Here is a 19,253-nt window from a genome sequence, read left to right as displayed (position 1 = left end):
CCCCCTGCCGCCAGACTGCCCGACCCCAACGATGATCCGTTACCGCATCGACATCGCCGACGTCCACGCCCACCTGTACCGCGTCACGCTGACGGTGCCGCAGCCCTCGTCGCCGCTCAAACTGTCGCTGCCGGTGTGGATCCCCGGCAGCTACATGGTGCGGGAGTTCGGGCGGCACCTGTCGCACCTCGAGGCGCGCCAGGGGCACACCGCCGTGCCGCTGGAGCAGCTCGACAAGACGACCTGGCTGGCCCGGCCGGCGGGCCGCGGCGCGCTGACCGTCACCTACCTCGTGTACGCGTTCGACACCTCGGTGCGTACCGCCTTCCTCGACGCCTCCCGCGGCTTCTTCAACAACACCAGCCTGTGCCTGCGTGTGGAGGGGCGCGAAGCCGAGCCGCACCGCATCGAACTGGGCAGCCTGCCGCGCGGCTGGCAGGTGGCCACCAGCATGCGCAGCGACGGCCGGCGCGGCCACGTGGCGGCCGACTACGACGAACTGGTCGACCACCCGTTCGAACTGGGCACCTTCTGGCGCGGCGAGTTCAAGGCGGCCGGCGCGACGCACGAGTTCGTCGTGGCCGGCGCCTGGCCCGGCTTCGACGGTGAACGGCTGCTGGCCGACACGCGGCGCCTCTGCGAGGCGCAGATCGCGTTCTGGCACGGTGCGCGCGGCAAGCCGCCGTACGAGCGCTACGTCTTCATGCTCAACGCCGTCGACGACGGCTACGGCGGCCTGGAGCACCGGGCCAGCACCGCGCTGATCGCCGCGCGCCGCGATCTCCCGCGCGTCGGCGCGGCCGCCACCCCCGACGGCTACGTGACCTTGCTGGGGCTGATCAGCCACGAGTTCTTCCACACCTGGAACGTGAAGCGCTTGAAGCCTGCGCCGTTGGCCCGGATCGACTACACCCGCGAGAACTACACCGAGCTGCTGTGGTTCTTCGAGGGCTTCACCTCGTACTACGACGACCTGTTCCTCGTGCGCACCGGCCTGGTCGACGCGGGGCGCTACCTCAAGCTGGTCGGCAAGACCCTCAACGGCGTGCTCGCCGCGCCGGGGCGGCGGGTGCAGAGCGTCGCGCAGTCCAGCTTCGACGCCTGGGTCAAGTACTACCGTGCCGACGAGAACACGCCGAACGCCACCGTCAGCTACTACACCAAGGGCGCGCTGGTCGCGCTGGCGATCGACCTGACGCTGCGCACCGAGGGCCGGGGCACGCTGGACGACGTGATGCGGGCGCTTTGGTCGTCCAGCGGCGGCGGGCCTATCGACGAAGCGGCGATCGCCGGCGCGCTGCAGCAGGTCGGCGGCCGCTCCTACGCGGCCGAACTGGCCGCCTGGGTCCATGGCACGGACGACTTGCCGCTGCAGCCCTTGCTGGAGCAGGCGGCCGTCACCGTGAAGCCAGAGCCGGCCGCCTGGGCGGCTGGCCTGGGCCTGCGGCTGTCGGAAGGCCCGGTGACCGGCGTGCAGGTGCGGCAGGTGATGCGCGGCAGCGTCGCCGAGCGCGCGGGCCTGTCCGCCGGTGACGAACTGCTGGCCGTCGACGGCTGGCGTGTGCGCCGGCTGGACGACGCCCAGCAGTGGGTGCGCGCGGGCGAGCCTTTCGAACTGCTGCTGGTGCGCGACCAGCGCCTGCGCACCGTGCGCGTGGCGCCCGAGGCTGGCTCGGCCGGCGCGTTGTCGCTCGCACCGGCCGACAAGCCCGGCAAGTCCGCTGCGGCGCTGCGCCGCGCATGGCTGGGCCACTGACCTCCCGGCGGCGCCGCGCGGCGGCGCTGGCGGTCGTGCTGGCGGTGGTGGGGGTGCACCTGTGGCTGAGCTCGCGCGTGGCCGAGGTGGTTGGCGCCATGCACCGCGGCGCGCCGCCTGCGATGCAGCGGATGGACGTGGCTTTTGTGCGCGAGCTCGCCCCGGCCGCCCCGCCGCCGCCGCCCGCGCGGACCGCCGCAGCGCCCGCCGCCCCGCGGCGCCCGGCCACGCCGCGTCCTCCGGTGCCGCCGGCCTCCGCGGCCAGCGCGCCCGCCGCCGCGGCCGCGGCGGCTTCGGAGGTTCCGCAGGAGCCGCCCGTCGAAGCCACCACCGAGACCGAGACCGTGGCCGAGGCCGCCGGCACGGCCGCCTCCGAGCCCGCGGCGGCGGAGCCCGCCGCGTCGTCGGCCCTGGCGGCCGCCTCGGCGCCCGTGCCGGCGGCCTCGCAGGCGCAGGCGGGCTTCGAATGGCCGCCGTCGACACGGCTCGACTACGTGCTCACGGGCAACTACCGGGGCGAGGTGCACGGCCATGCGCGGGTGCAGTGGATCCGCGTCGGCACGCGCTACCAGGTGCATGTGGACATCGTGGTCGGGCCGGGTTTCGCGCCGCTCGTGTCGCGCCGCATGACGAGCGAGGGCGAGATCACCGCCCAGGGCCTCGAGCCCCGGCGCTACGAGGAAGAGACGACCTCGTTGTTCGGCCAGCCGCGGCGCCGCGCGGTGCGCTTCGATCCCGAGCGGATCGTGCTGGACAGGGGCAGCTCCGAACCGTGGCCCGGCGTGCAGGACACCGCCAGCCAGTTCGTGCAACTGACCTGGCTCTTCACCACGCAGCCGGAGCTGCTCCGGGTGGGCCGGACGCTGGACTTCCCGCTCGCCCTGCCGCGCCGCGTCGACCGATGGCGCTACGACGTGGTGGCCGAGGAGACGCTCTACACGCGCATCGGCGAGGTGCAGGCGTTCCACGTCAAGCCGCAGCGGGAGTCCAGCCGGCCGGGGGAATTGACCGCCGAACTGTGGTTCGCCCCGTCGTTCCAGTACCTGCCGGTGCGTGTGCTGATCCGGCACGAAGGCGATACCTATGTCGACCTGATGGTGCAGTCGCCGCCGCTGCAGGGTGAGTGACCGCGGCGGCGCCGGCATCCCCCTATAGTGGCCGCACGTGCATTCTCAGGAACCGCGATGGCCTACGACAACATCCTCACCGAACTGCGCGGCGACGGGCCGCTGAAGACGGCGCTCATCACGCTGCACCGGCCCAAGCAGCTCAATGCGCTCAACGATGGCTTGATGGACGACCTGGGCCATGCCCTGCTGGCCTTCGACGCCGACCCCGGCGTGGGCTGCATCGTCGTCACCGGCAGCGAAAAGGCCTTCGCCGCCGGCGCCGACATCGCCGCGATGGCGAAGTACGGTTTCCAGGACACCTACGGCGGCAACTTCATCACCCGCAACTGGGAGACCATCCGCTCGGTGCGCAAGCCCGTCATCGCGGCCGTGGCCGGCTTCGCGCTGGGCGGCGGCTGTGAGCTGGCGATGATGTGCGATTTCATCATTGCGGCCGATTCCGCCAAGTTCGGCCAGCCGGAAATCAAGATCGGCATCATGCCCGGCGCAGGAGGGACCCAGCGGCTGCCGCGGGCGGTGGGCAAGAGCAAGGCGATGGACATGATCCTCACCGCCCGCATGATGGACGCGGCGGAGGCGGAGCGGTCGGGGCTGGTGTCGCGCGTCGTGCCGGCCGACAGGCTGATCGACGAGGCCTTGGCCGCCGCTGCGGTGATCTGCAGCTACGGCATGCCCAGCGTGATGATGGCCAAGGAGTGCGTGAACCGGGCCTTCGAAGGCACGCTGTCGGACGGCGTCGCGTACGAGCGGCGCCTGTTCCACGCGATGTTCGCCACCGAGGACCAGAAGGAAGGCATGGACGCCTTCCTGACGAAGCGCGCGCCGGTGTTCAGGCACCGGTGACGCGGCGCGGCGCTCAGGCCGGCAGGGCCTCGGCGCGCTGCCAGAGCTCGGCCACCTGGCGCGCCCAGGCCTGGTAGTGCGCATCGGCCGGGGCGTAGTAGGGCACTCCGCGCTCGACGACCTGGTGCACACGCTGCACCAGCGCACGTTCGCCGCGCCGGCTGTCGACCATCTTCTCGAGCTCGTGCAGCAGGTGCTGGCGCGCCATGGGGGACTGGGCGGCGGTCAGTCGTTCAAAGACGGGGTGGGTGGAGGCTTGCATGGTGTTCGGGCATGTCGACAACAAGGTCTCCGTATATCGGATGAGCCCGGATCCGGTTGACAGGCGCACCCCTCGCCGAGGCCGCAAAAAGCAGCCTGTTCCGGGGGTAGTTGGCGGCCTGCCCGGCCTCAGGGCTGGACCCAGGTCCCTTGGGACGCCTCGAAGAGGGCCCGCCGGTGGCCATCGGGATGGAGTTCCATCCAGTCGAGCGACTGCACCTGCGCCGTGACGACGGCGAAATGCTCGCGCGTGGCGCGTTCCGGCACAAGCGGCGACAGCGCGCTGCCCGGCGCGGCGCCCGCCAGGTAGTCGGCTGCGGCGGAGGTCAGCCGCACCTGTGCCCAGCGGGAGGTCACGTCCGCGCCGCTGGTCGCCACCTGCATCCGCACGCGCAGCCGCAACTGCCAGCCGAGTTCGCTGGACCACATCACCAGCGTGCCCTTGGGCTGCTGTTCGATCTGGCGCACCTTGCCGGCCCGGGCGTCGCTGTAGAAAACGAGCGATTGCGAGGCGCGGTGCGCCTCGCGCAGCACGATGGTGCGGGCGTCGGCCTCGTCGCCGTTGACGGTGGCCAGCGTCATCAGGCGCCAGGCGTGCTGGCGGTCGGACGCCGCCCGCTCCAGTTCCTGCCAGCAGGCGGCCTCGAGGATGTGCAGGGATTCGATGCGTGAAGTGAACATCCGTCCGTCCGTACTGCGGGCCGGTCGTCGTCGGCGCTTCGCTCAGGCCTCGCGCCGCAGCGCCGGGAACAGGATCACGTCGCGGATGCTGGGCGAATCGGTCAGCAGCATCGCGAGCCGGTCGATGCCGATGCCGCAGCCACCGGTGGGGGGCATGCCGTACTCGAGCGCGCGGATGTAGTCGGCGTCGTAGTACATCGCCTCCTCGTCGCCGGCTTCCTTGTTGGCGGCCTGGGCCTGGAAGCGGGCGGCCTGGTCCTCGGGGTCGTTCAGCTCCGAGAAGCCGTTGGCGACCTCGCGGCCCGTGATGAACAGCTCGAAGCGCTCGGTGACCGAAGGATCGGCATCGGACGCCCGGGCCAGCGGGCTCACCTCGACCGGGTAGTCGATGATGAAGGTGGGCTGCCAGAGCTGGTGCTCGACCGCCGCCTCGAAGAGGCCGAACTGCAGCTCCGGCAGTTTCCAGTGCGCGGGCGCTTCCTCGCCGGCAGCCTTGAGCCGCGCACGCAGCACCTGGGCGTCGCCGGCTTCCGCGTCGCTGAGGCCGGCGTGCGCCACCAGCGACTGGCGCACCGTCAGCCGCGCGAAGGGCTGGTCGAGGTGCACCGGCTTGCCGGCGTAGCTGACGTTGGCCGAGCCGGTGGCGATGCGCGCCGCATGGCGCAGCACCTGCTCGGTGAAGTCCATCAGGTCGTGATGGTTCCAGTACGCCGCATAGAACTCCATCATCGTGAATTCCGGGTTGTGCCGGACGCTGATGCCTTCGTTGCGGAAGCTGCGGTTGATCTCGAACACCCGCTCGAAGCCGCCGACGATCAGCCGCTTCAGGTAGAGCTCGGGCGCGATGCGCAGGAACATCTCCTGGTCGAGCGCGTTGTGGTGCGTGACGAAGGGCTTGGCGTTGGCACCGCCGGGGATGGGGTGCAGCATCGGCGTCTCCACTTCCATGAAGTGGTGCTCCACCATGAAGTGCCGGATCGCCGACAGCGTCTTGCTGCGGGCGGCGAAGCGGGCGCGAGCGTCGTCGTCGGTGATCAGGTCGACGTAGCGCTGGCGGTACTTCTGCTCCTGGTCGGTCATGCCGTGGAACTTGTCCGGCAGCGGCCGCAGGCTCTTGGTGAGCAGGCGCAGCGTCGTCACCTTGACCGACAGCTCGCCGGTCTTGGTGCGGAAGAGCGTGCCCTCGGCGCCGAGGATGTCGCCCAGGTCCCAGTGCTTGAACGCGGCGTAGACGGCTTCTCCGACGTTGTCGCGCGCGATGAAGAGTTGGATGCGGCCGGTGGCGTCCTGCAGCGTGCCGAAGCTGGCCTTGCCCATCACGCGCTTGAGCATCAGGCGGCCGGCCACGCTCACCGCGATGGCCTGCGGCTCCAGCGTCTCGTTCGATTCCTCGCCGTGGCGGCGCTGCAGCTCGGCCGCGTGGTGCCCCGGCTTGAAGTCGTTGGGGAAGGCGACGCCCTCGCGGCGCAGGGCAGCAAGTTTCTCGCGGCGTTCGGCGATCAGCTTGTTGTCGTCGGAGGCGGTCGGCTGGGAGGTGGCTTGATCGTTCATTCGGCTGCGGCGCGCGCGAGGGGGGCCAGATTCTAGGGGCTGACCCTAGGCAAGGCATACTTCCCGGGTTTCTACCGCCCCGTTTGGCAGCGCTTCGAACGGTGGCATCGGCCAACCTTACCGACGCAATCCATGACCATCCTCGTGACAGGCGGTGCCGGCTTCATCGGCAGCAATTTCGTGCTCGACTGGCTGGCGCAGTCCGACGAGCCGGTCGTCAACCTCGATGCGCTGACCTACGCCGGGAACCTCGGCAACCTGAAGTCGCTGGACGGCGACGCGAGACACGTGTTCGTGCAGGGCGACATCTGCGACCGCGACCTCGTCGAGGGCCTGCTGGCCAGGCACCAGCCGAGGGCGGTGGTGCACTTCGCGGCCGAGAGCCACGTGGACCGCAGCATCCACGGCCCCGGCATGTTCATGCGGACCAACATCGACGGCACCTTCGCGCTGCTCGAAGCCTCGCGCTCCTACTGGAGCAAGCTCGAAGGTGACGCCAAGGCGGCCTTCCGTTTCCACCACGTCAGCACCGACGAGGTGTACGGCTCGCTGAAGCCCACCGACCCGCCGTTCGCCGAGACCAACCCCTACGAGCCGAACAGCCCGTATTCGGCCAGCAAGGCGGCCAGCGACCACCTCGTGCGCGCCTGGCACCACACCTACGGGCTGCCGGTCGTCACGACCAACTGCTCCAACAACTACGGCCCGTACCACTTCCCCGAGAAGCTGATCCCGCTGATGATCGTCAACGCACTGGCCGGCAAGCCGCTGCCCGTGTATGGCGATGGCCAGCAGATCCGCGACTGGCTCTACGTCAAGGACCACTGCAGCGGCATCCGCGCGGTGCTGGCCGGCGGCCGGCTCGGCGAAACCTACAACATCGGCGGCTGGAACGAGAAGGCCAACATCGACATCGTCAAGACGGTGTGCGCGCTGCTTGACGAGCTGAAGCCTGACCCGGCCGGCCCCTACAGCCGGTTGATCACCTACGTGACGGACCGCCCCGGCCACGACCGCCGCTACGCGATCGATGCCCGCAAGATCGAGCGCGAACTCGGCTGGCGCCCCGCGGAAACGTTCGACACCGGCATCCGCAAGACGGTGCAGTGGTACCTCGACAACGCCGCGTGGGTGGCCGACGTGCAGAGCGGCGCCTACAAGGACTGGATCGGCACGAACTACGGCGGCCGGACATGAAGATTCTGCTCTTCGGCAAGGGCGGCCAGGTCGGCTGGGAACTGCAGCGCTCGCTGCAGCCGCTCGGCGAGCTGGTCGCGCTGGGTTCCCGCAGCACCACGCTGCACGCCGACTTCGGCCGGCCGGAGGCGCTGGCCGACACCGTGCGGCAGGTGAAGCCCGACGTCATCGTCAATGCCGCGGCCCACACCGCCGTCGACAAGGCCGAGAGCGAGCCGGCGCTGGCCGAGGCGCTCAACGCCACCGGCCCGGCCGTCCTCGCCCGCGAGGCGGCGGCGCTCGGCGCGCTCCTGGTGCACTACGGCACCGACTACGTGTTCGACGGCAGCGGCAGCGCGCCCCGCGACGAAGACGCGCCCACGGCGCCGCTTTCCGTCTACGGCCGCACCAAGCTGCAGGGCGAGCAGGCCATCCGCGCCAGCGGCTGCCCGCACGTCATCCTGCGCACGAGCTGGGTCTACGGCGCGCGCGGCGGCAATTTCGCGCGCACGATGCTGCGCCTGGCCGGCGAACGCGAGAAGCTCACCGTCATCGACGACCAGGTCGGCGCGCCGACCGGTGCCGACCTGCTGGCCGACGTCACCGCGCATGCGATCCGCGCCTGCCGCGCCAACCCGGCGCTGGGCGGCACCTACCACTGCGTGGCTGCCGGCGAGACGAGCTGGCACGGCTACGCCAGCTTCGTGATCGACTGGGCGCGTGCCAACGGCCTGCCGCTGAAGGTGGCGCCCGGCGCCATCGAGCCGGTGCCTACCACCGCGTTCCCGACCCCCGCCCGGCGCCCGCTCAACTCCCGCCTGTCCACCGCCAGGCTGCAGTCGGCCTTCGACCTCGTGATGCCGCCGTGGCAGCAGGGCGTCGAGCGCATGCTGACCGAAGCCTTCCGCTGACCCGATCACCGACTCCAGCCGACTCACCATGACGACATCTCGCAAGGGCATCATCCTCGCCGGCGGCTCGGGCACACGCCTGCACCCGGCCACGCTCGCCATCAGCAAGCAGCTGCTGCCGGTGTTCGACAAGCCGATGGTCTATTACCCGCTCGCCTCGCTGATGCTGGCCGGCATCCGCGACGTGCTGATCATCAGCACCCCGCAGGACACGCCGCGCTTCGAGTCGCTGCTCGGCGACGGCAGCCGCTGGGGCCTGAACCTCAGCTACTGCGTGCAGCCCTCGCCCGACGGCCTGGCGCAGGCGTTCATCCTCGGCAAGCAGCATGTGGGCACCTGCCCGAGCGCGCTGGTGCTGGGCGACAACATCTTCCACGGCCACGACTTCCAGGGCCTGCTGAAGAGCGCGGCCGAACGCGAGACCGGCGCCACCGTGTTCGCGTATCACGTGCACGACCCGGAGCGTTACGGTGTCGTCGCCTTCGACGGTGAGCAGCGCGCCCTCAGCATCGAGGAAAAGCCCAAGCAGCCCAAGAGCAACTACGCCGTCACGGGCCTCTACTTCTACGACGAGCAGGTCTGCGACATCGCCGCCTCGATCAAGCCCAGTCCGCGCGGCGAGTTGGAGATCACCGACCTCAACGCCGTCTACCTGCAGCAGGGCCAGCTCAAGGTCGAGATCATGGGCCGCGGTTATGCCTGGCTCGATACCGGCACGCACGACAGCCTGCTGGAAGCCGGCCAGTTCATCGCGACGCTGGAGAAGCGCCAGGGCCTGAAGGTCGCGTGCCTGGAAGAAATCGCTTATCGCAGCGGCTGGATCGATGCCGCGGCGCTCGAGAAGCTCGCCGCCCCGATGCTGAAGAACGGCTACGGCCAGTACCTGATGAAGGTGCTGCAGGACAAGGTGTTCTGATGAAGCTCATCCCCACCGCACTGCCCGGCGTCGTCGTGATCGAGCCGGCCGTCTTCGGCGACGACCGGGGCTGGTTCATGGAGAGCTACAACGAGCCGCGCTTCCACGCCAGGCTGGCCGAACTCGGGCTGCCGGCGCCGCGGCCCTTCGTGCAGGACAACCATTCCGTCTCCGCCGCGTGGGTGCTGCGCGGCCTGCACTACCAGCGCGCGCCGCATGCGCAGGGCAAGCTGGTGCGCGTGGTCAAGGGCTCGGCGTTCGACGTCGCCATCGACATCCGCCGCGGCTCGCCCACCTTCGGCCAGTGGGTCGGCGAGACGCTGAGCGCCGCCAACCACCGCCAGCTCTGGATTCCCGAGGGCTTCGCGCACGGCTTCGTCGCATTGGAAGACGATACGCACTTCCTCTACAAGACCACTGACGTCTACGCGAAGGACTGCGAAGGCTGCATCGTCTGGAGCGACCCGACGATCGCCATCGACTGGCCGATCCCGGCCGGCGTGAGCCCCCGCCTCGCGCCCAAGGACGCCGCCGCGCCGCTGCTCGGCGACGCCGTCATCGACTGAATCTCCGCCGGTCTCCCATGTCGCCCGCCACCGCCGTCGAGCTGCCGATCACCGACCGCCGCATCCGCTTCGCGCTGGTGGGCTGCGGCCGCATCGCGCGCAACCACGTCGCCGCCTTGGCCGCGCACGGCGAGCGTGCCGAACTGGTGGCGCTGTGCGACAAGCGGCCGGACGCCATCGACGCGCTCGCCGCCCACGCGCCCGCGCTCGGCGGCCTGCCGCGCTTCGGCTCGCTGGCCGCGCTGCTGGCTGGCTGCGATGCCGACGTGATCGTGCTGGCCACGCCCAGCGGGCTGCATTCGCGCCAGGCCATCCAGGCGGCCGAGGCGGGCCGCCATGTGCTCACCGAAAAGCCGATGGCCACCAAGTGGGACGAGGGCATGGCGATGGTGCGCGCCTGCCGCGACGCCGGCGTGAAGCTCTTCGTCGTCAAGCAGAACCGTCTCAATGCCACGCTGCAGTTGCTGAAGCAGGCGATCGACGCCGGCCGCTTCGGCCGCATCGCGATGGTGAACGTCAACGTGTTCTGGACGCGCCCGCAGAGCTACTACGACGAGGCGCCCTGGCGCGGCCGCTGGGACATGGACGGCGGCGCCTTCATGAACCAGGCCAGCCACTACGTCGACATGGTCGACTGGCTGGTCGGCCCGGTCGACAACGTGCACGCCTACACCGCGACGCTGGGCCGCGACATCGAGGCGGAGGACACCGGCGTGATGGGCCTGCGCCTGCGCCGCGGCGGCCTGGCGTCGGTCAACGTCACGATGCTGACGCACGGCCGGAATTTCGAGGGCAGCATCACCGTGCTGGGCGACAAGGGCACCGTGCGCATCGGCGGCGTGGCCGTCAACGAGATCCAGCACTGGGCCTTCGACGACCAGCGGCCGGAGGACGAGGCGGTGAAGGCCGCCAACTACGCGCCGCCCTCGGTCTACGGCCACGGCCACCCGCTGTACTACGCCAACGTGATCGACACGCTGCGCGGCCAGGCCAGCGCCGAGGTCGACGGCTACGAGGGCCTGCGGTCGCTCGAAGTCATCATCGCCGCCTACCGCAGCGCGCGCGACGGCGTGCGCGTGGGCCTGCCGCTGGTGTTCTGATGGCCTGGTGGAAGCACGACAGCGCCGTCGTCGACGACGGCGCGCAGATCGGCGAGGGCACCAAGGTCTGGCACTTCAGCCACGTCTGCGCCGGCGCACGCATCGGCCCGGGCGGCTCGCTCGGCCAGAACGTGTTCGTCGGCAACGACGTGGTGATCGGCGCCAATGCACGCATCCAGAACAACGTGTCGGTGTACGACGCCGTCACGCTGGAAGACGACGTGTTCTGCGGCCCGAGCATGGTGTTCACCAACGTGATGAACCCGCGTGCCGCCGTCTCACGCAAGAGCGAGTACCGCCGCACCCTGGTGAGGCGCGGTGCCACGCTCGGCGCCAACTGCACCATCGTTTGCGGCGGCACGGTGGGGGCCTGGGCGTTCATCGGTGCGGGGGCGGTGGTGACCGGCGACGTGCCGGATTTCGCGCTGATGGTCGGCGTGCCGGCGCGGCGCATCGGCTGGATGAGCCGCCACGGCGAGCGGCTGGCCCTGCCCGCCAGCGGCCACGGCGAAGCCGCCTGCCCGGCGACGGGCGACCGCTACCGCCTGGATGGCGATACGCTCACGGCCTTGTGAGCCTTCTGGCGGCCGGTGCGCCGCCGCCCGCGATGCAATTCACCGACCTCAAGACCCAGTACGCCGCGCTGAAGACGAGCATCGACGCGCGCATCCAGCGCGTGCTCGACCATGGCCAGTACATCATGGGCCCGGAAGTGGCCGAGCTGGAACAGGCGCTGGCCGCCTTCGCCGGCACGCGGCATTGCATCACCGTGGCCAGCGGCACCGAGGCGCTGCTGATCGCGCTGATGGCCGCGGGCGTGAAGGCCGGCGACGAGGTCATCACCACGCCGTTCACCTTCGCCGCCACCGCGGAAACCATCGTGCTGCTGGGCGCGGTGCCGGTGTTCGTCGACATCGAGCCCGACACCTGCAACATCGACGTGTCGCAGGTCGAGGCTGCCGTCACGCCGCGCACCCGCGCCATCATGCCGGTGAGCCTGTATGGACAAGTGCCCGACATGGACGCGCTGAACGCCATCGCCGCGCGCCACGCAGACCTGGCGGTCATCGAGGACGCGGCGCAGAGCTTCGGCGCGCGCTACGGGGCGCGCCGCTCGTGCGCGCTGTCCACCTTCGGCGCGACCAGCTTCTTCCCCAGCAAGCCGCTCGGCTGCTACGGCGACGGCGGTGCGCTGTTCACCGACGACGACGCGCTGGCGCAGGCGGCGCGCGAGATCCGCGTGCATGGCCAGAGCGCCCGCTACACGCATACGCGCGTGGGCGTCGGCGGCCGCATGGACACGCTGCAGTGCGCGGTGGTGCTGGGCAAGCTGGAGCGCTTCGAGTGGGAGCTGCAGCAGCGTGCGCGCATCGGCCAGCGGTACCGCGAGGCCTTGGCCGACGTGCCCGGCCTGGGCCTCACCGCCGTGCGCGCCGACCGCGATTGCGTGTGGGCGCAGTTCACCGTGTTCGTCGAGCAGGGGCGCGACGAGGTGGCCGCGGCGTTGAAGACCGCCGGCATCCCGACCGCCGTGCACTACCCGAAGCCGCTGCACCGGCAGCCGGCCTACGCCGCCTGGGCGCCCGCCGGCGGCTGCCCGCAGGCCGAGCGGGCGGCGGCGCGGGTGCTCAGCCTGCCGATGAGCGCCGATCTTGCCGAGGCCGACCAGGCGCGCGTGGTGGACGCCGTGCGCACCGCCGTCGCGGCGCATCGCTGATCTCTGCCGCCGTGGGCCTGCGCCGCGCGACCTTCACGCTGCTCGCTGGCGGCCTGGCCGCACAGGCCGTGCCGCTGCTGCTGGGTCCGTGGCTGACGCGGCTCTACACCCCGGCCGACTTCGGCACCTACCACCTCTTTGCCGCGGTCGCCGCCAACCTGGCCGTGGTGGCCTGCGCACGCTACGAGTTCGCCTTGCCGGTGGCGCGTGACGACGACGAGGCCGCCGCGCTGCGCGCGCTGGCGCTCTGGCTGCTGGCCGGGAGCACGGCGCTGGCGGCGCTGGGCGGGGCCGCCTGGGCGCTGGCGAGTGGGCAGGGCTGGCCGCTTTGGCTGCCATTGGCTGTGCTGGCGCTCGGGGCGGTGTCGCTCGCCACGCTGGCGGCCACGCGGGCGCAGCGCTTCCGTGCGCTGGCAGCGAGCCGGGTGCTGCAGCACGGCGGCGGCGCCCTGGCGCAGGCGCTGGCCGGCTGGGCACAGGCGGGGGTGACGGGGCTGATCGTCGCGCCGCTGCTGGCCGCGCTGGCCGCCGCGGCGCTGCTGCGCCTGCGGCTGGCGGGCTGGTGGCAGGTCTCGCGCGAGCGCCTGCGCGACGCGGCGCGGCGCCACCGGGAGTTTCCGCTGCTGAACACGCCGCACGCCTTCACCGGCGCGCTGCAGGACACGGTGGCCGTGTCGCTCGTCGCGGCGGTGCTGGGGCCCGCCGCGGCGGGCTTCTGGGGCCTGACGCTGCGTTACCTGAAGGCGCCCGCCACGCTGGTGGGCGGTGCCGTGTCGCAGGCGCTGTATCCGCGGCTGGCGGCCGCGGGGCAGGGCGGCGCCACACGCGCCGGCCGCGCCGACGTGCGGCGCGTGATGCTGGCGCTGGCCGCCGTGGCGGCCCCGCTGGTGCTGGCGCTGTGGATCGGGGCGCCCTGGGCCTTCGCCGCCGTGTTCGGCGCCGAGTGGCGGGGCGCGGGCGACCTGGCGCGTGCACTGGCGCTCTACATCGGCCTTCATTTCGTCGCTTCGCCGCTGGGGGTGGTCACGATGGCCTGGAACGCGCAGGGCTGGGCGCTGAAGCTGGCGCTCGCGGGCCAGGGCCTCTTCGTCGCGGCGCTGGCCGTCGGCCTGGTGCTGGGCGGGCTGCGGGGCGCCGGGTGGGCGGTCTCGGCCACGATGGCCGTGTACTTCGGCTGGTATTTTTGGCGCCTGGCCTCCTGGCCGGTGGAGGCCGCATGAACGTCGGGCTGCGCGCGGCGTTCAACCGGCTGCGCCGCCGCGTGCTGCGCGGGGCGCTCGGCCGCATCGTCTTCGGCGAGCGCTCGCAGGGGCGCGACCTGCCCTACACCCGCATCGCCCCCACGGTGGTGATCGAACACGAAGGCCGTCTCACGCTGGGCGACCACGTCTACATCGGCCCCTTCACGTACCTGGAGGCCAGCGGCGGCATCACGCTGGGCGAGGGCGTGCAGATCACCAGCCACGTCAGCATCGTCACGCACAGCTCGCACCGCGCGATGCGGCTGCTCGGCCGCGCGTTCGTCAGCTGGGAAGGCCGGCGGCCGGGCTGGATCGCGGGGCCGGTGGAGATCGGCGCCTACAGCTTCATCGGGCCGCACAGCGTGATCGAGGCCAACACCCGGCTCGGGCGCGGCAGCCTGGTGCGGGCGGGCAGCGTCGTGCGGGGCAGCTTCCCCGACTTCGCCGTGCTGGAAGGCCGGCCGGCCCGGGTGGTGGGCGACACGCGGGAGGCCGATGCCGCGCTGCTCGAGCGCCACCCGGAAGCGCGCGAGCACCACCGTCCGTGGGCCGGATGAACGGCCGGACGCCGGCGATGCGGCTGGCCCTGCTGGGCGACGGCGAGAGCCCGCACCTGCTGAAGTGGGCGCGGGCGCTGTCGGCCGAGGGCGTGGACCTGTGGGCCGCATCCAGCCGGGGCTTCGCGCCGGCGTTCGACGAGGTGCTGCCGTCGGCGCGCCGCCTCGCGCTGGGCACGCGGCCGGACTTCGATGGCGGCAACGCCGCGGTTTTGCGCACCCTGCCGCGCCTGGCGCGCTGGCTGCGGGCGGTGCAGCCCGACTGGGTGCACGCGCACTACCTCACCTCGCACGGCACGCTGGCGTGGCTTGCGCAGTCGTGGCTGGGCGCGCCCGGGCGCATCGTCGGGTCGGCCTGGGGCTCCGACATCCTCGTGACCCCGCAGCGCCATGCCGCGATGCGCTGGCTCACGCGCCGCGTGCTGCGGGCCTGCACGCTCACCACCAGCGATTCGCAGCACATGGCCGGGCGCATGCAGGCGCTCGGTGCCCGCGAGGTGATGACCTTCCCCTTCGGCCTCGACGCCATGCCGCCGGCCCCGGCCTCCAAGGACGGCATGCTCTTCTTCGCCAACCGCGGCCTGGAGCCGATCTATGCGCCCGAGCGGGTCATCGACGCGTTCGGGGCCGTCGCGTCGCAATGGCCCGCCGCACGGCTCGTCGTGGCCAACGACGGCTCGCTGCGCGCCGCGCTGCAGGCGCGCGCAGATGCCGCCGGCCTGGCCGGCCGGGTGCGCTTCACCGGCCGGCTCGACGCACAGGCGCAGGCCGGCTGGTATGCGCGGGCGCGCTGGTACCTCAGCCTGCCGCGCAGCGATTCGGTCTCCGTCTCGGTGCTGGAGGCGATGGCGCACGGCTGCGTGCCCATCCTGTCCGACCTGCCGGCCAACCGCGAGCTGGTGCGGCACGGCGACAACGGCTGCTTGCTGGCCGACGGCGCGCTGCCCGACGCCGCCCAGCTGCAAGCCCTGGCGGCACGGGCCGATGCCGTGGCCGGCGACAATCGTGCGTGGGTGGCCGAACATGCGCTGTTCGGGCCGTGCGTCAGGCGCTTCGTCGATCGCCTCGTGTCACTGGCCGACGCGCCCGCGCTGCCATGAACATCCTCTACATCAACCACTACGCGGGCAGCCCGTCGCTGGGCATGGAGTACCGGCCGTACTACCTGGCACGGGAATGGGTGCGGCTCGGCCACGAGGTGCAGCTGCTGGCGGCCAGCCAATCCCACGTGCGCGCACGCCAGCCCGAGGGCGTGGGGCGCGCGCCGCGCGATGAGCGGATCGACGGCATCGCCTACCGCTGGTACCCCACCCCCGCCTACCAGGGCAACGGCCTGGGCCGCGTGCGCAACATCGCGAGCTTCCTGTGGCAGGTGTGGCGCGACGGCCCGCGGCTGGCGCGCGGCTTCCGGCCCGACGTGGTGATCGCCTCCAGCACCTACCCGATGGACATCTGGGTGGCCCGGCGCATCGCGCGGCTGGCGGGGGCGGTGCTCGTGTACGAGGTGCACGACCTGTGGCCGCTGTCGCCGATCGAGCTGGCAGGCATGTCGAAGTGGCATCCGTTCGCGCTGGTGTGCCAGGCCGCGGAAGACGCCGGCTACCGCGATGCCGACGTGGTGGTCTCGATGCTGCCGAAGGTGCACGGGCACATGGCGGCGCACGGGCTCGACCTGGCGCGCCTGGCCATCGTGCCCAACGGCATCTCGCCGGACGACTGGCCGGCCCCGGGCGAGCCCGGCACGCCCCTGCGTGACGACGTGGCGCAGGCGCTGGCGGCCGCCCGCGCCGCGGGGCGGACCGTGGTGGGCTACGCCGGCTCGATGGGCCTGCCCAACGCGCTCGACACCCTGCTCGACGCCGTGCCGCAGGCGGGGCCGGGCCTGCACTTCGTGCTCGTCGGCGACGGCCACGAACGCGCGCGGCTGGCGCAGCGCGTGGCCGCCGAGGGCCTGCACAACGTGACGATGCTGCCGCCGATCCCGAAGGCCCAGATCCCCACCTTCCTGCAGGCGCTGGACATCGCCTACATCGGCTGGCAGCACATGCCCATCTACCGCTTCGGCATCGCCGCCAACAAGCTGATGGACTACCTGATGGCCGGCTGCGCCGTGCTGCATTCGGTGGAGGCCGGCAACGATCCGGTGGCCGAGGCGGGCTGCGGGCTGACGGTGCCGCCCGAGGATGCCGGCGCCGTCGCCCAGGGCCTGCGCCGCCTGGCGGCGCTGCCACCCGGCGAGCGTGCCGCGATGGGCGAACGCGGCCGGGCGTTTGTCCAGTCGCAGCACACCTACCCGGTGCTGGCGCGCCGCTTCCTCGCCGCCGTGTCGCACGGCGGCGCGCTGGCGATGCATGCGCGCGCGCCGCGCGATGCCTGAGGCCCGCCGTGACTGAGGCCGACCGCATCGCGGAACGCTACGCCCGGCGCGGCGATGCCGGCCGCTACAGCCCGCTGAAGCCGGACGTGGCCTGCACGCTGCAGGAACGCCAGCGCGCGATGCTGGCGCTGTGGGCGGCGGCCGGCTGGCACGAGCTGGGCTCGCGCCGCATCGTCGAGGTGGGCAGCGGCGCCGGCGGCAACCTGCTGGAGCTGCTGCGCCTGGGCGCCGCCCCCGAGCGCCTTACCGGCATCGAGCTGCTGCCCGAGCGCCATGCCCAGGCGCGGCAGCTGCTGCCGCCGTCCCTCACCCTGCTGCAGGCCAATGCGATCGAGGCGCCGATCGCGCCTGGCAGCCAGGACATGGTGCTGCAGTCGACGGTGTTCTCCTCGCTGCTCGACCCTGCGGCCCGCAGCGCCCTGGCCGATGCGATGTGGCGCTGGCTCCAGCCGGGCGGCGCCGTGCTCTGGTACGACTTCACCGTCGACAATCCCCGCAACCCCGACGTGCGCGGCGTGCCGCTCGCCGAGCTGCGCGGGCTGTTCCCGCAGGGCCGGCTGCAGCACCGGCGCGTGACGCTGGCGCCGCCGCTGGCGCGTGCGCTGTGCCGCGTCAGCCCGGCGCTGTACCCCGTCTTCAACGCCGTGCCGCTGCTGCGCACGCACGTGCTGGCCTGGATCGCCAAACCATGACTGCCGACAAGCTGCCCTTCCTGCCCTTCGCGCTGCCCGAGATCGGGGAGGAGGAGATCGCCGAGGTCGTCGAGACGCTCCGGTCGGGCTGGGTCACCACCGGCCCCAAGACGCAGCGCTTCGAGCGCGAGTTCAGCGAGTTCCTCGGCGAGCCGTCGCTGCACAGCATCGCCGTCAATTCGGCCACCGCCGGGCTGCACGTGGCGCTGGAGGCGCTGGGCATCGGCCCCGGCGACGAGGTGATCACCACCACGCACACCTTCACTGCCACGGCCGAGGTGGTGCGCTACCTCGGGGCCGATGTGGTGCTGGTCGATTGCGACCCGGCCACGCTGAACATCGACCCGAAGGCGGTCGAGGCCGCGATCACGCCGCGCACCAAGGCCGTGATGCCGGTGCATTTCGGCGGGCTGGCGGCCGACATGCCGGCCCTGCTCGACATCGCGCGCCGCCACGGCCTGAAGGTGGTGGAAGACGCGGCGCATGCGCTGCCCGCCACCGTGGGGGGGCGGCTCGTCGGCACGCTGGGCAGCGACGCCACGGTCTTCAGCTTCTACGCCAACAAGACCATGACGACCGGCGAGGGCGGCATGCTCGTCACGCGCGACGCGGCGCTGGCCCGGCGCGCGAAGGTGATGCGCCTGCACGGCATGAGCCGCGACGCGTTCGACCGCTTCACCGCGACCGTGCCGAGCTGGTACTACGAGATCGTGGCGCCCGGCTTCAAGTACAACCTCACCGACATCGCCGCGTCGCTCGGCCTGCACCAGCTGAAGAAGGCGCAGCGCTTCCGGCAGCGCCGGGCCGAGATTGCCGCGCAGTACCACGCGGCGCTGGCCGGGCTGCCTGTGGTGCTGCCGGCCGAGGCGCCGGCCGGCGAGCTGCATGCCTGGCACCTGTACGCCGTGCGGCTGGCCGAGGGCGCGCCGGTGGATCGCGACCAGATGGTGCAGGCGCTCTTCGACGCAGGCATCGGCTGCAGCGTGCACTACATCCCGCTGCACCGGCAACCGTACTGGCGGGACCGCTACGGCCTGGAGCCCGGCCGGTTCCCGAACAGCCAGCAGGCCTACGAGCGCCTCGTCAGCCTGCCGATCTACACGCGCATGACCGATGCCGACGTGCAACGCGTGGCGGGCGTGCTGCGGCGCGTGCTGGGCTGACGCCTCCCGATGGCCAAGCGCCTCTTCGACCTGCTGTTCGGCGGCTTGGCCCTGCTGCTGCTGGCCCCCGCCGGCCTGGCCGTGGCGCTGTGGATCAAGCTCGACTCGCGCGGGCCGGTGTTCTTCCGCCAGGAGCGTGTTGGCCGGCACGGCCGCACCTTCCGCATCCACAAGTTCCGCACGATGGCCCTCTCGACCGCGGCGGGCGGGCCGCTGTTGACGGTGGGCGACGACCCGCGCATCACCCGCGCCGGTCGCTGGCTGCGGCGCCACCGCGTCGACGAGCTGCCGCAGCTCATCGACGTGCTCAAGGGCGACATGAGCCTCGTCGGCCCGCGCCCCGAGGTGCCGAAGTACGTCGCGCTGTATCCCGAGGCGCTGCGGGCGCGCGTGCTGTCGGTGCGCCCCGGCATCACCGACCCGGTGTCGCTGGAGCACCGCGACGAAGGCGAGCGCCTGGCGCGCGCCGCCGATCCCGAACAGGAATACGTGCAGGTGATACTGCCCGCCAAGCTGCGCGGCGCCGCGGCCTACGCCGAACGCGCGACGCTGTGGACCGACCTCTGCGTGCTCGTGCGCAGCGTGCGGGTGCTGCTGGCGGCCTGAACCCCCATC

General features: G+C 71.9%; 20 protein-coding genes. 17 read left to right on the top strand and 3 right to left on the bottom strand.

From position 1 onward, the window contains the following. Positions 1 to 31: 31 nt before the first annotated feature. From V4F39_RS12635 to V4F39_RS12625, 3 genes are read left to right on the top strand one after another with little or no spacing between them, the layout of a single operon-like run. Positions 32 to 1,756 carry a M61 family metallopeptidase gene (locus tag V4F39_RS12635; protein WP_332289811.1) on the top strand — a complete coding sequence of 575 codons (1,725 nt, stop codon included), beginning with the start codon at positions 32 to 34 and terminating at the stop codon, positions 1,754 to 1,756. Further along, a complete protein-coding gene (locus tag V4F39_RS12630) occupies positions 1,741 to 2,883 on the top strand; it encodes a DUF3108 domain-containing protein (protein WP_332289810.1) in 1,143 nt (380 codons plus the stop codon). The genes V4F39_RS12635 and V4F39_RS12630 overlap by 16 nt, the downstream gene beginning before the upstream one ends. Before the next feature lie 57 nt (positions 2,884 to 2,940). After that, complete coding sequence (locus V4F39_RS12625; protein WP_332289808.1) at positions 2,941 to 3,729, top strand: enoyl-CoA hydratase; 789 nt, start codon at positions 2,941 to 2,943, stop codon at positions 3,727 to 3,729. Between the two features lie 13 nt (positions 3,730 to 3,742). Here V4F39_RS12625 and V4F39_RS12620 read toward each other — a convergent pair whose 3' ends face one another. The 3 genes from V4F39_RS12620 to lysS form a co-directional block, all read right to left on the bottom strand. Next, positions 3,743 to 3,991 (bottom strand): hypothetical protein, encoded by a 249-nt coding sequence (locus V4F39_RS12620; RefSeq protein WP_332289807.1) that lies wholly within the window; start codon positions 3,989 to 3,991, stop codon positions 3,743 to 3,745. 128 nt (positions 3,992 to 4,119) lie between these two features. Next, positions 4,120 to 4,671, bottom strand: coding sequence for a pyridoxamine 5'-phosphate oxidase family protein (locus V4F39_RS12615; protein ID WP_332289806.1), 552 nt, complete (start codon positions 4,669 to 4,671; stop codon positions 4,120 to 4,122). A gap of 42 nt (positions 4,672 to 4,713) precedes the next feature. Beyond that, positions 4,714 to 6,222 (bottom strand): lysine--tRNA ligase, encoded by a 1,509-nt coding sequence (gene lysS, locus V4F39_RS12610; protein ID WP_332289805.1) that lies wholly within the window; start codon positions 6,220 to 6,222, stop codon positions 4,714 to 4,716. 132 nt (positions 6,223 to 6,354) lie between these two features. Here lysS and rfbB point away from each other — a divergent pair, with 132 nt between their 5' ends. From rfbB to V4F39_RS12540, 14 genes are read left to right on the top strand one after another with little or no spacing between them, the layout of a single operon-like run. Next, positions 6,355 to 7,419 carry a dTDP-glucose 4,6-dehydratase gene (gene rfbB, locus V4F39_RS12605; protein WP_332289804.1) on the top strand — a complete coding sequence of 355 codons (1,065 nt, stop codon included), beginning with the start codon at positions 6,355 to 6,357 and terminating at the stop codon, positions 7,417 to 7,419. Next, positions 7,416 to 8,309, top strand: a complete 894-nt coding sequence (rfbD, locus tag V4F39_RS12600) for a dTDP-4-dehydrorhamnose reductase (RefSeq protein WP_332289802.1) — start codon at positions 7,416 to 7,418, stop codon at positions 8,307 to 8,309. The genes rfbB and rfbD overlap by 4 nt, the downstream gene beginning before the upstream one ends. Positions 8,310 to 8,337: 28 nt before the next feature. Continuing rightward, on the top strand, positions 8,338 to 9,225 hold the full coding sequence (rfbA, locus tag V4F39_RS12595; protein WP_332289800.1) for a glucose-1-phosphate thymidylyltransferase RfbA: 888 nt from the start codon (positions 8,338 to 8,340) through the stop codon (positions 9,223 to 9,225). Further along, entirely contained in the window at positions 9,225 to 9,791 is a 567-nt protein-coding gene (gene rfbC / locus V4F39_RS12590; RefSeq protein WP_332289799.1) for a dTDP-4-dehydrorhamnose 3,5-epimerase, read from the top strand. The genes rfbA and rfbC overlap by 1 nt, the downstream gene beginning before the upstream one ends. Before the next feature lie 17 nt (positions 9,792 to 9,808). After that, complete coding sequence (locus tag V4F39_RS12585; protein ID WP_332289798.1) at positions 9,809 to 10,891, top strand: Gfo/Idh/MocA family protein; 1,083 nt, start codon at positions 9,809 to 9,811, stop codon at positions 10,889 to 10,891. After that, positions 10,891 to 11,466: an acyltransferase gene (locus V4F39_RS12580; RefSeq protein WP_332289797.1), complete on the top strand. Its 576-nt coding sequence runs from the start codon at positions 10,891 to 10,893 to the stop codon at positions 11,464 to 11,466. The genes V4F39_RS12585 and V4F39_RS12580 overlap by 1 nt, the downstream gene beginning before the upstream one ends. 32 nt (positions 11,467 to 11,498) lie before the next feature. Then, positions 11,499 to 12,608 carry a DegT/DnrJ/EryC1/StrS family aminotransferase gene (locus V4F39_RS12575; protein ID WP_332289796.1) on the top strand — a complete coding sequence of 370 codons (1,110 nt, stop codon included), beginning with the start codon at positions 11,499 to 11,501 and terminating at the stop codon, positions 12,606 to 12,608. 11 nt (positions 12,609 to 12,619) lie between these two features. Beyond that, positions 12,620 to 13,828, top strand: a complete 1,209-nt coding sequence (locus V4F39_RS12570; protein ID WP_332289795.1) for a lipopolysaccharide biosynthesis protein — start codon at positions 12,620 to 12,622, stop codon at positions 13,826 to 13,828. Beyond that, entirely contained in the window at positions 13,825 to 14,406 is a 582-nt protein-coding gene (locus tag V4F39_RS12565) for an acyltransferase (protein ID WP_332289794.1), read from the top strand. The genes V4F39_RS12570 and V4F39_RS12565 overlap by 4 nt, the downstream gene beginning before the upstream one ends. Then, positions 14,403 to 15,506, top strand: coding sequence for a glycosyltransferase (locus V4F39_RS12560; RefSeq protein ID WP_332289793.1), 1,104 nt, complete (start codon positions 14,403 to 14,405; stop codon positions 15,504 to 15,506). Before V4F39_RS12565 ends, V4F39_RS12560 begins: the two co-directional genes overlap by 4 nt. Next, on the top strand, positions 15,503 to 16,783 hold the full coding sequence (locus V4F39_RS12555) for a glycosyltransferase family 4 protein (protein ID WP_332289792.1): 1,281 nt from the start codon (positions 15,503 to 15,505) through the stop codon (positions 16,781 to 16,783). The genes V4F39_RS12560 and V4F39_RS12555 overlap by 4 nt, the downstream gene beginning before the upstream one ends. 8 nt (positions 16,784 to 16,791) lie before the next feature. Further along, on the top strand, positions 16,792 to 17,475 hold the full coding sequence (locus tag V4F39_RS12550; RefSeq protein WP_332289790.1) for a class I SAM-dependent methyltransferase: 684 nt from the start codon (positions 16,792 to 16,794) through the stop codon (positions 17,473 to 17,475). Beyond that, positions 17,472 to 18,638 (top strand): DegT/DnrJ/EryC1/StrS family aminotransferase, encoded by a 1,167-nt coding sequence (locus tag V4F39_RS12545; RefSeq protein WP_332289789.1) that lies wholly within the window; start codon positions 17,472 to 17,474, stop codon positions 18,636 to 18,638. Before V4F39_RS12550 ends, V4F39_RS12545 begins: the two co-directional genes overlap by 4 nt. A gap of 9 nt (positions 18,639 to 18,647) precedes the next feature. Further along, positions 18,648 to 19,244: a sugar transferase gene (locus tag V4F39_RS12540; protein WP_332289788.1), complete on the top strand. Its 597-nt coding sequence runs from the start codon at positions 18,648 to 18,650 to the stop codon at positions 19,242 to 19,244. The last annotated feature ends 9 nt before the right edge of the window (positions 19,245 to 19,253 follow it).

The organism is Aquincola agrisoli (genome assembly GCF_036621135.1).
Taxonomy (GTDB): domain Bacteria; phylum Pseudomonadota; class Gammaproteobacteria; order Burkholderiales; family Burkholderiaceae_C; genus Aquincola; species Aquincola agrisoli.
This window is presented reverse-complemented; position numbering and strand designations above follow the sequence as displayed.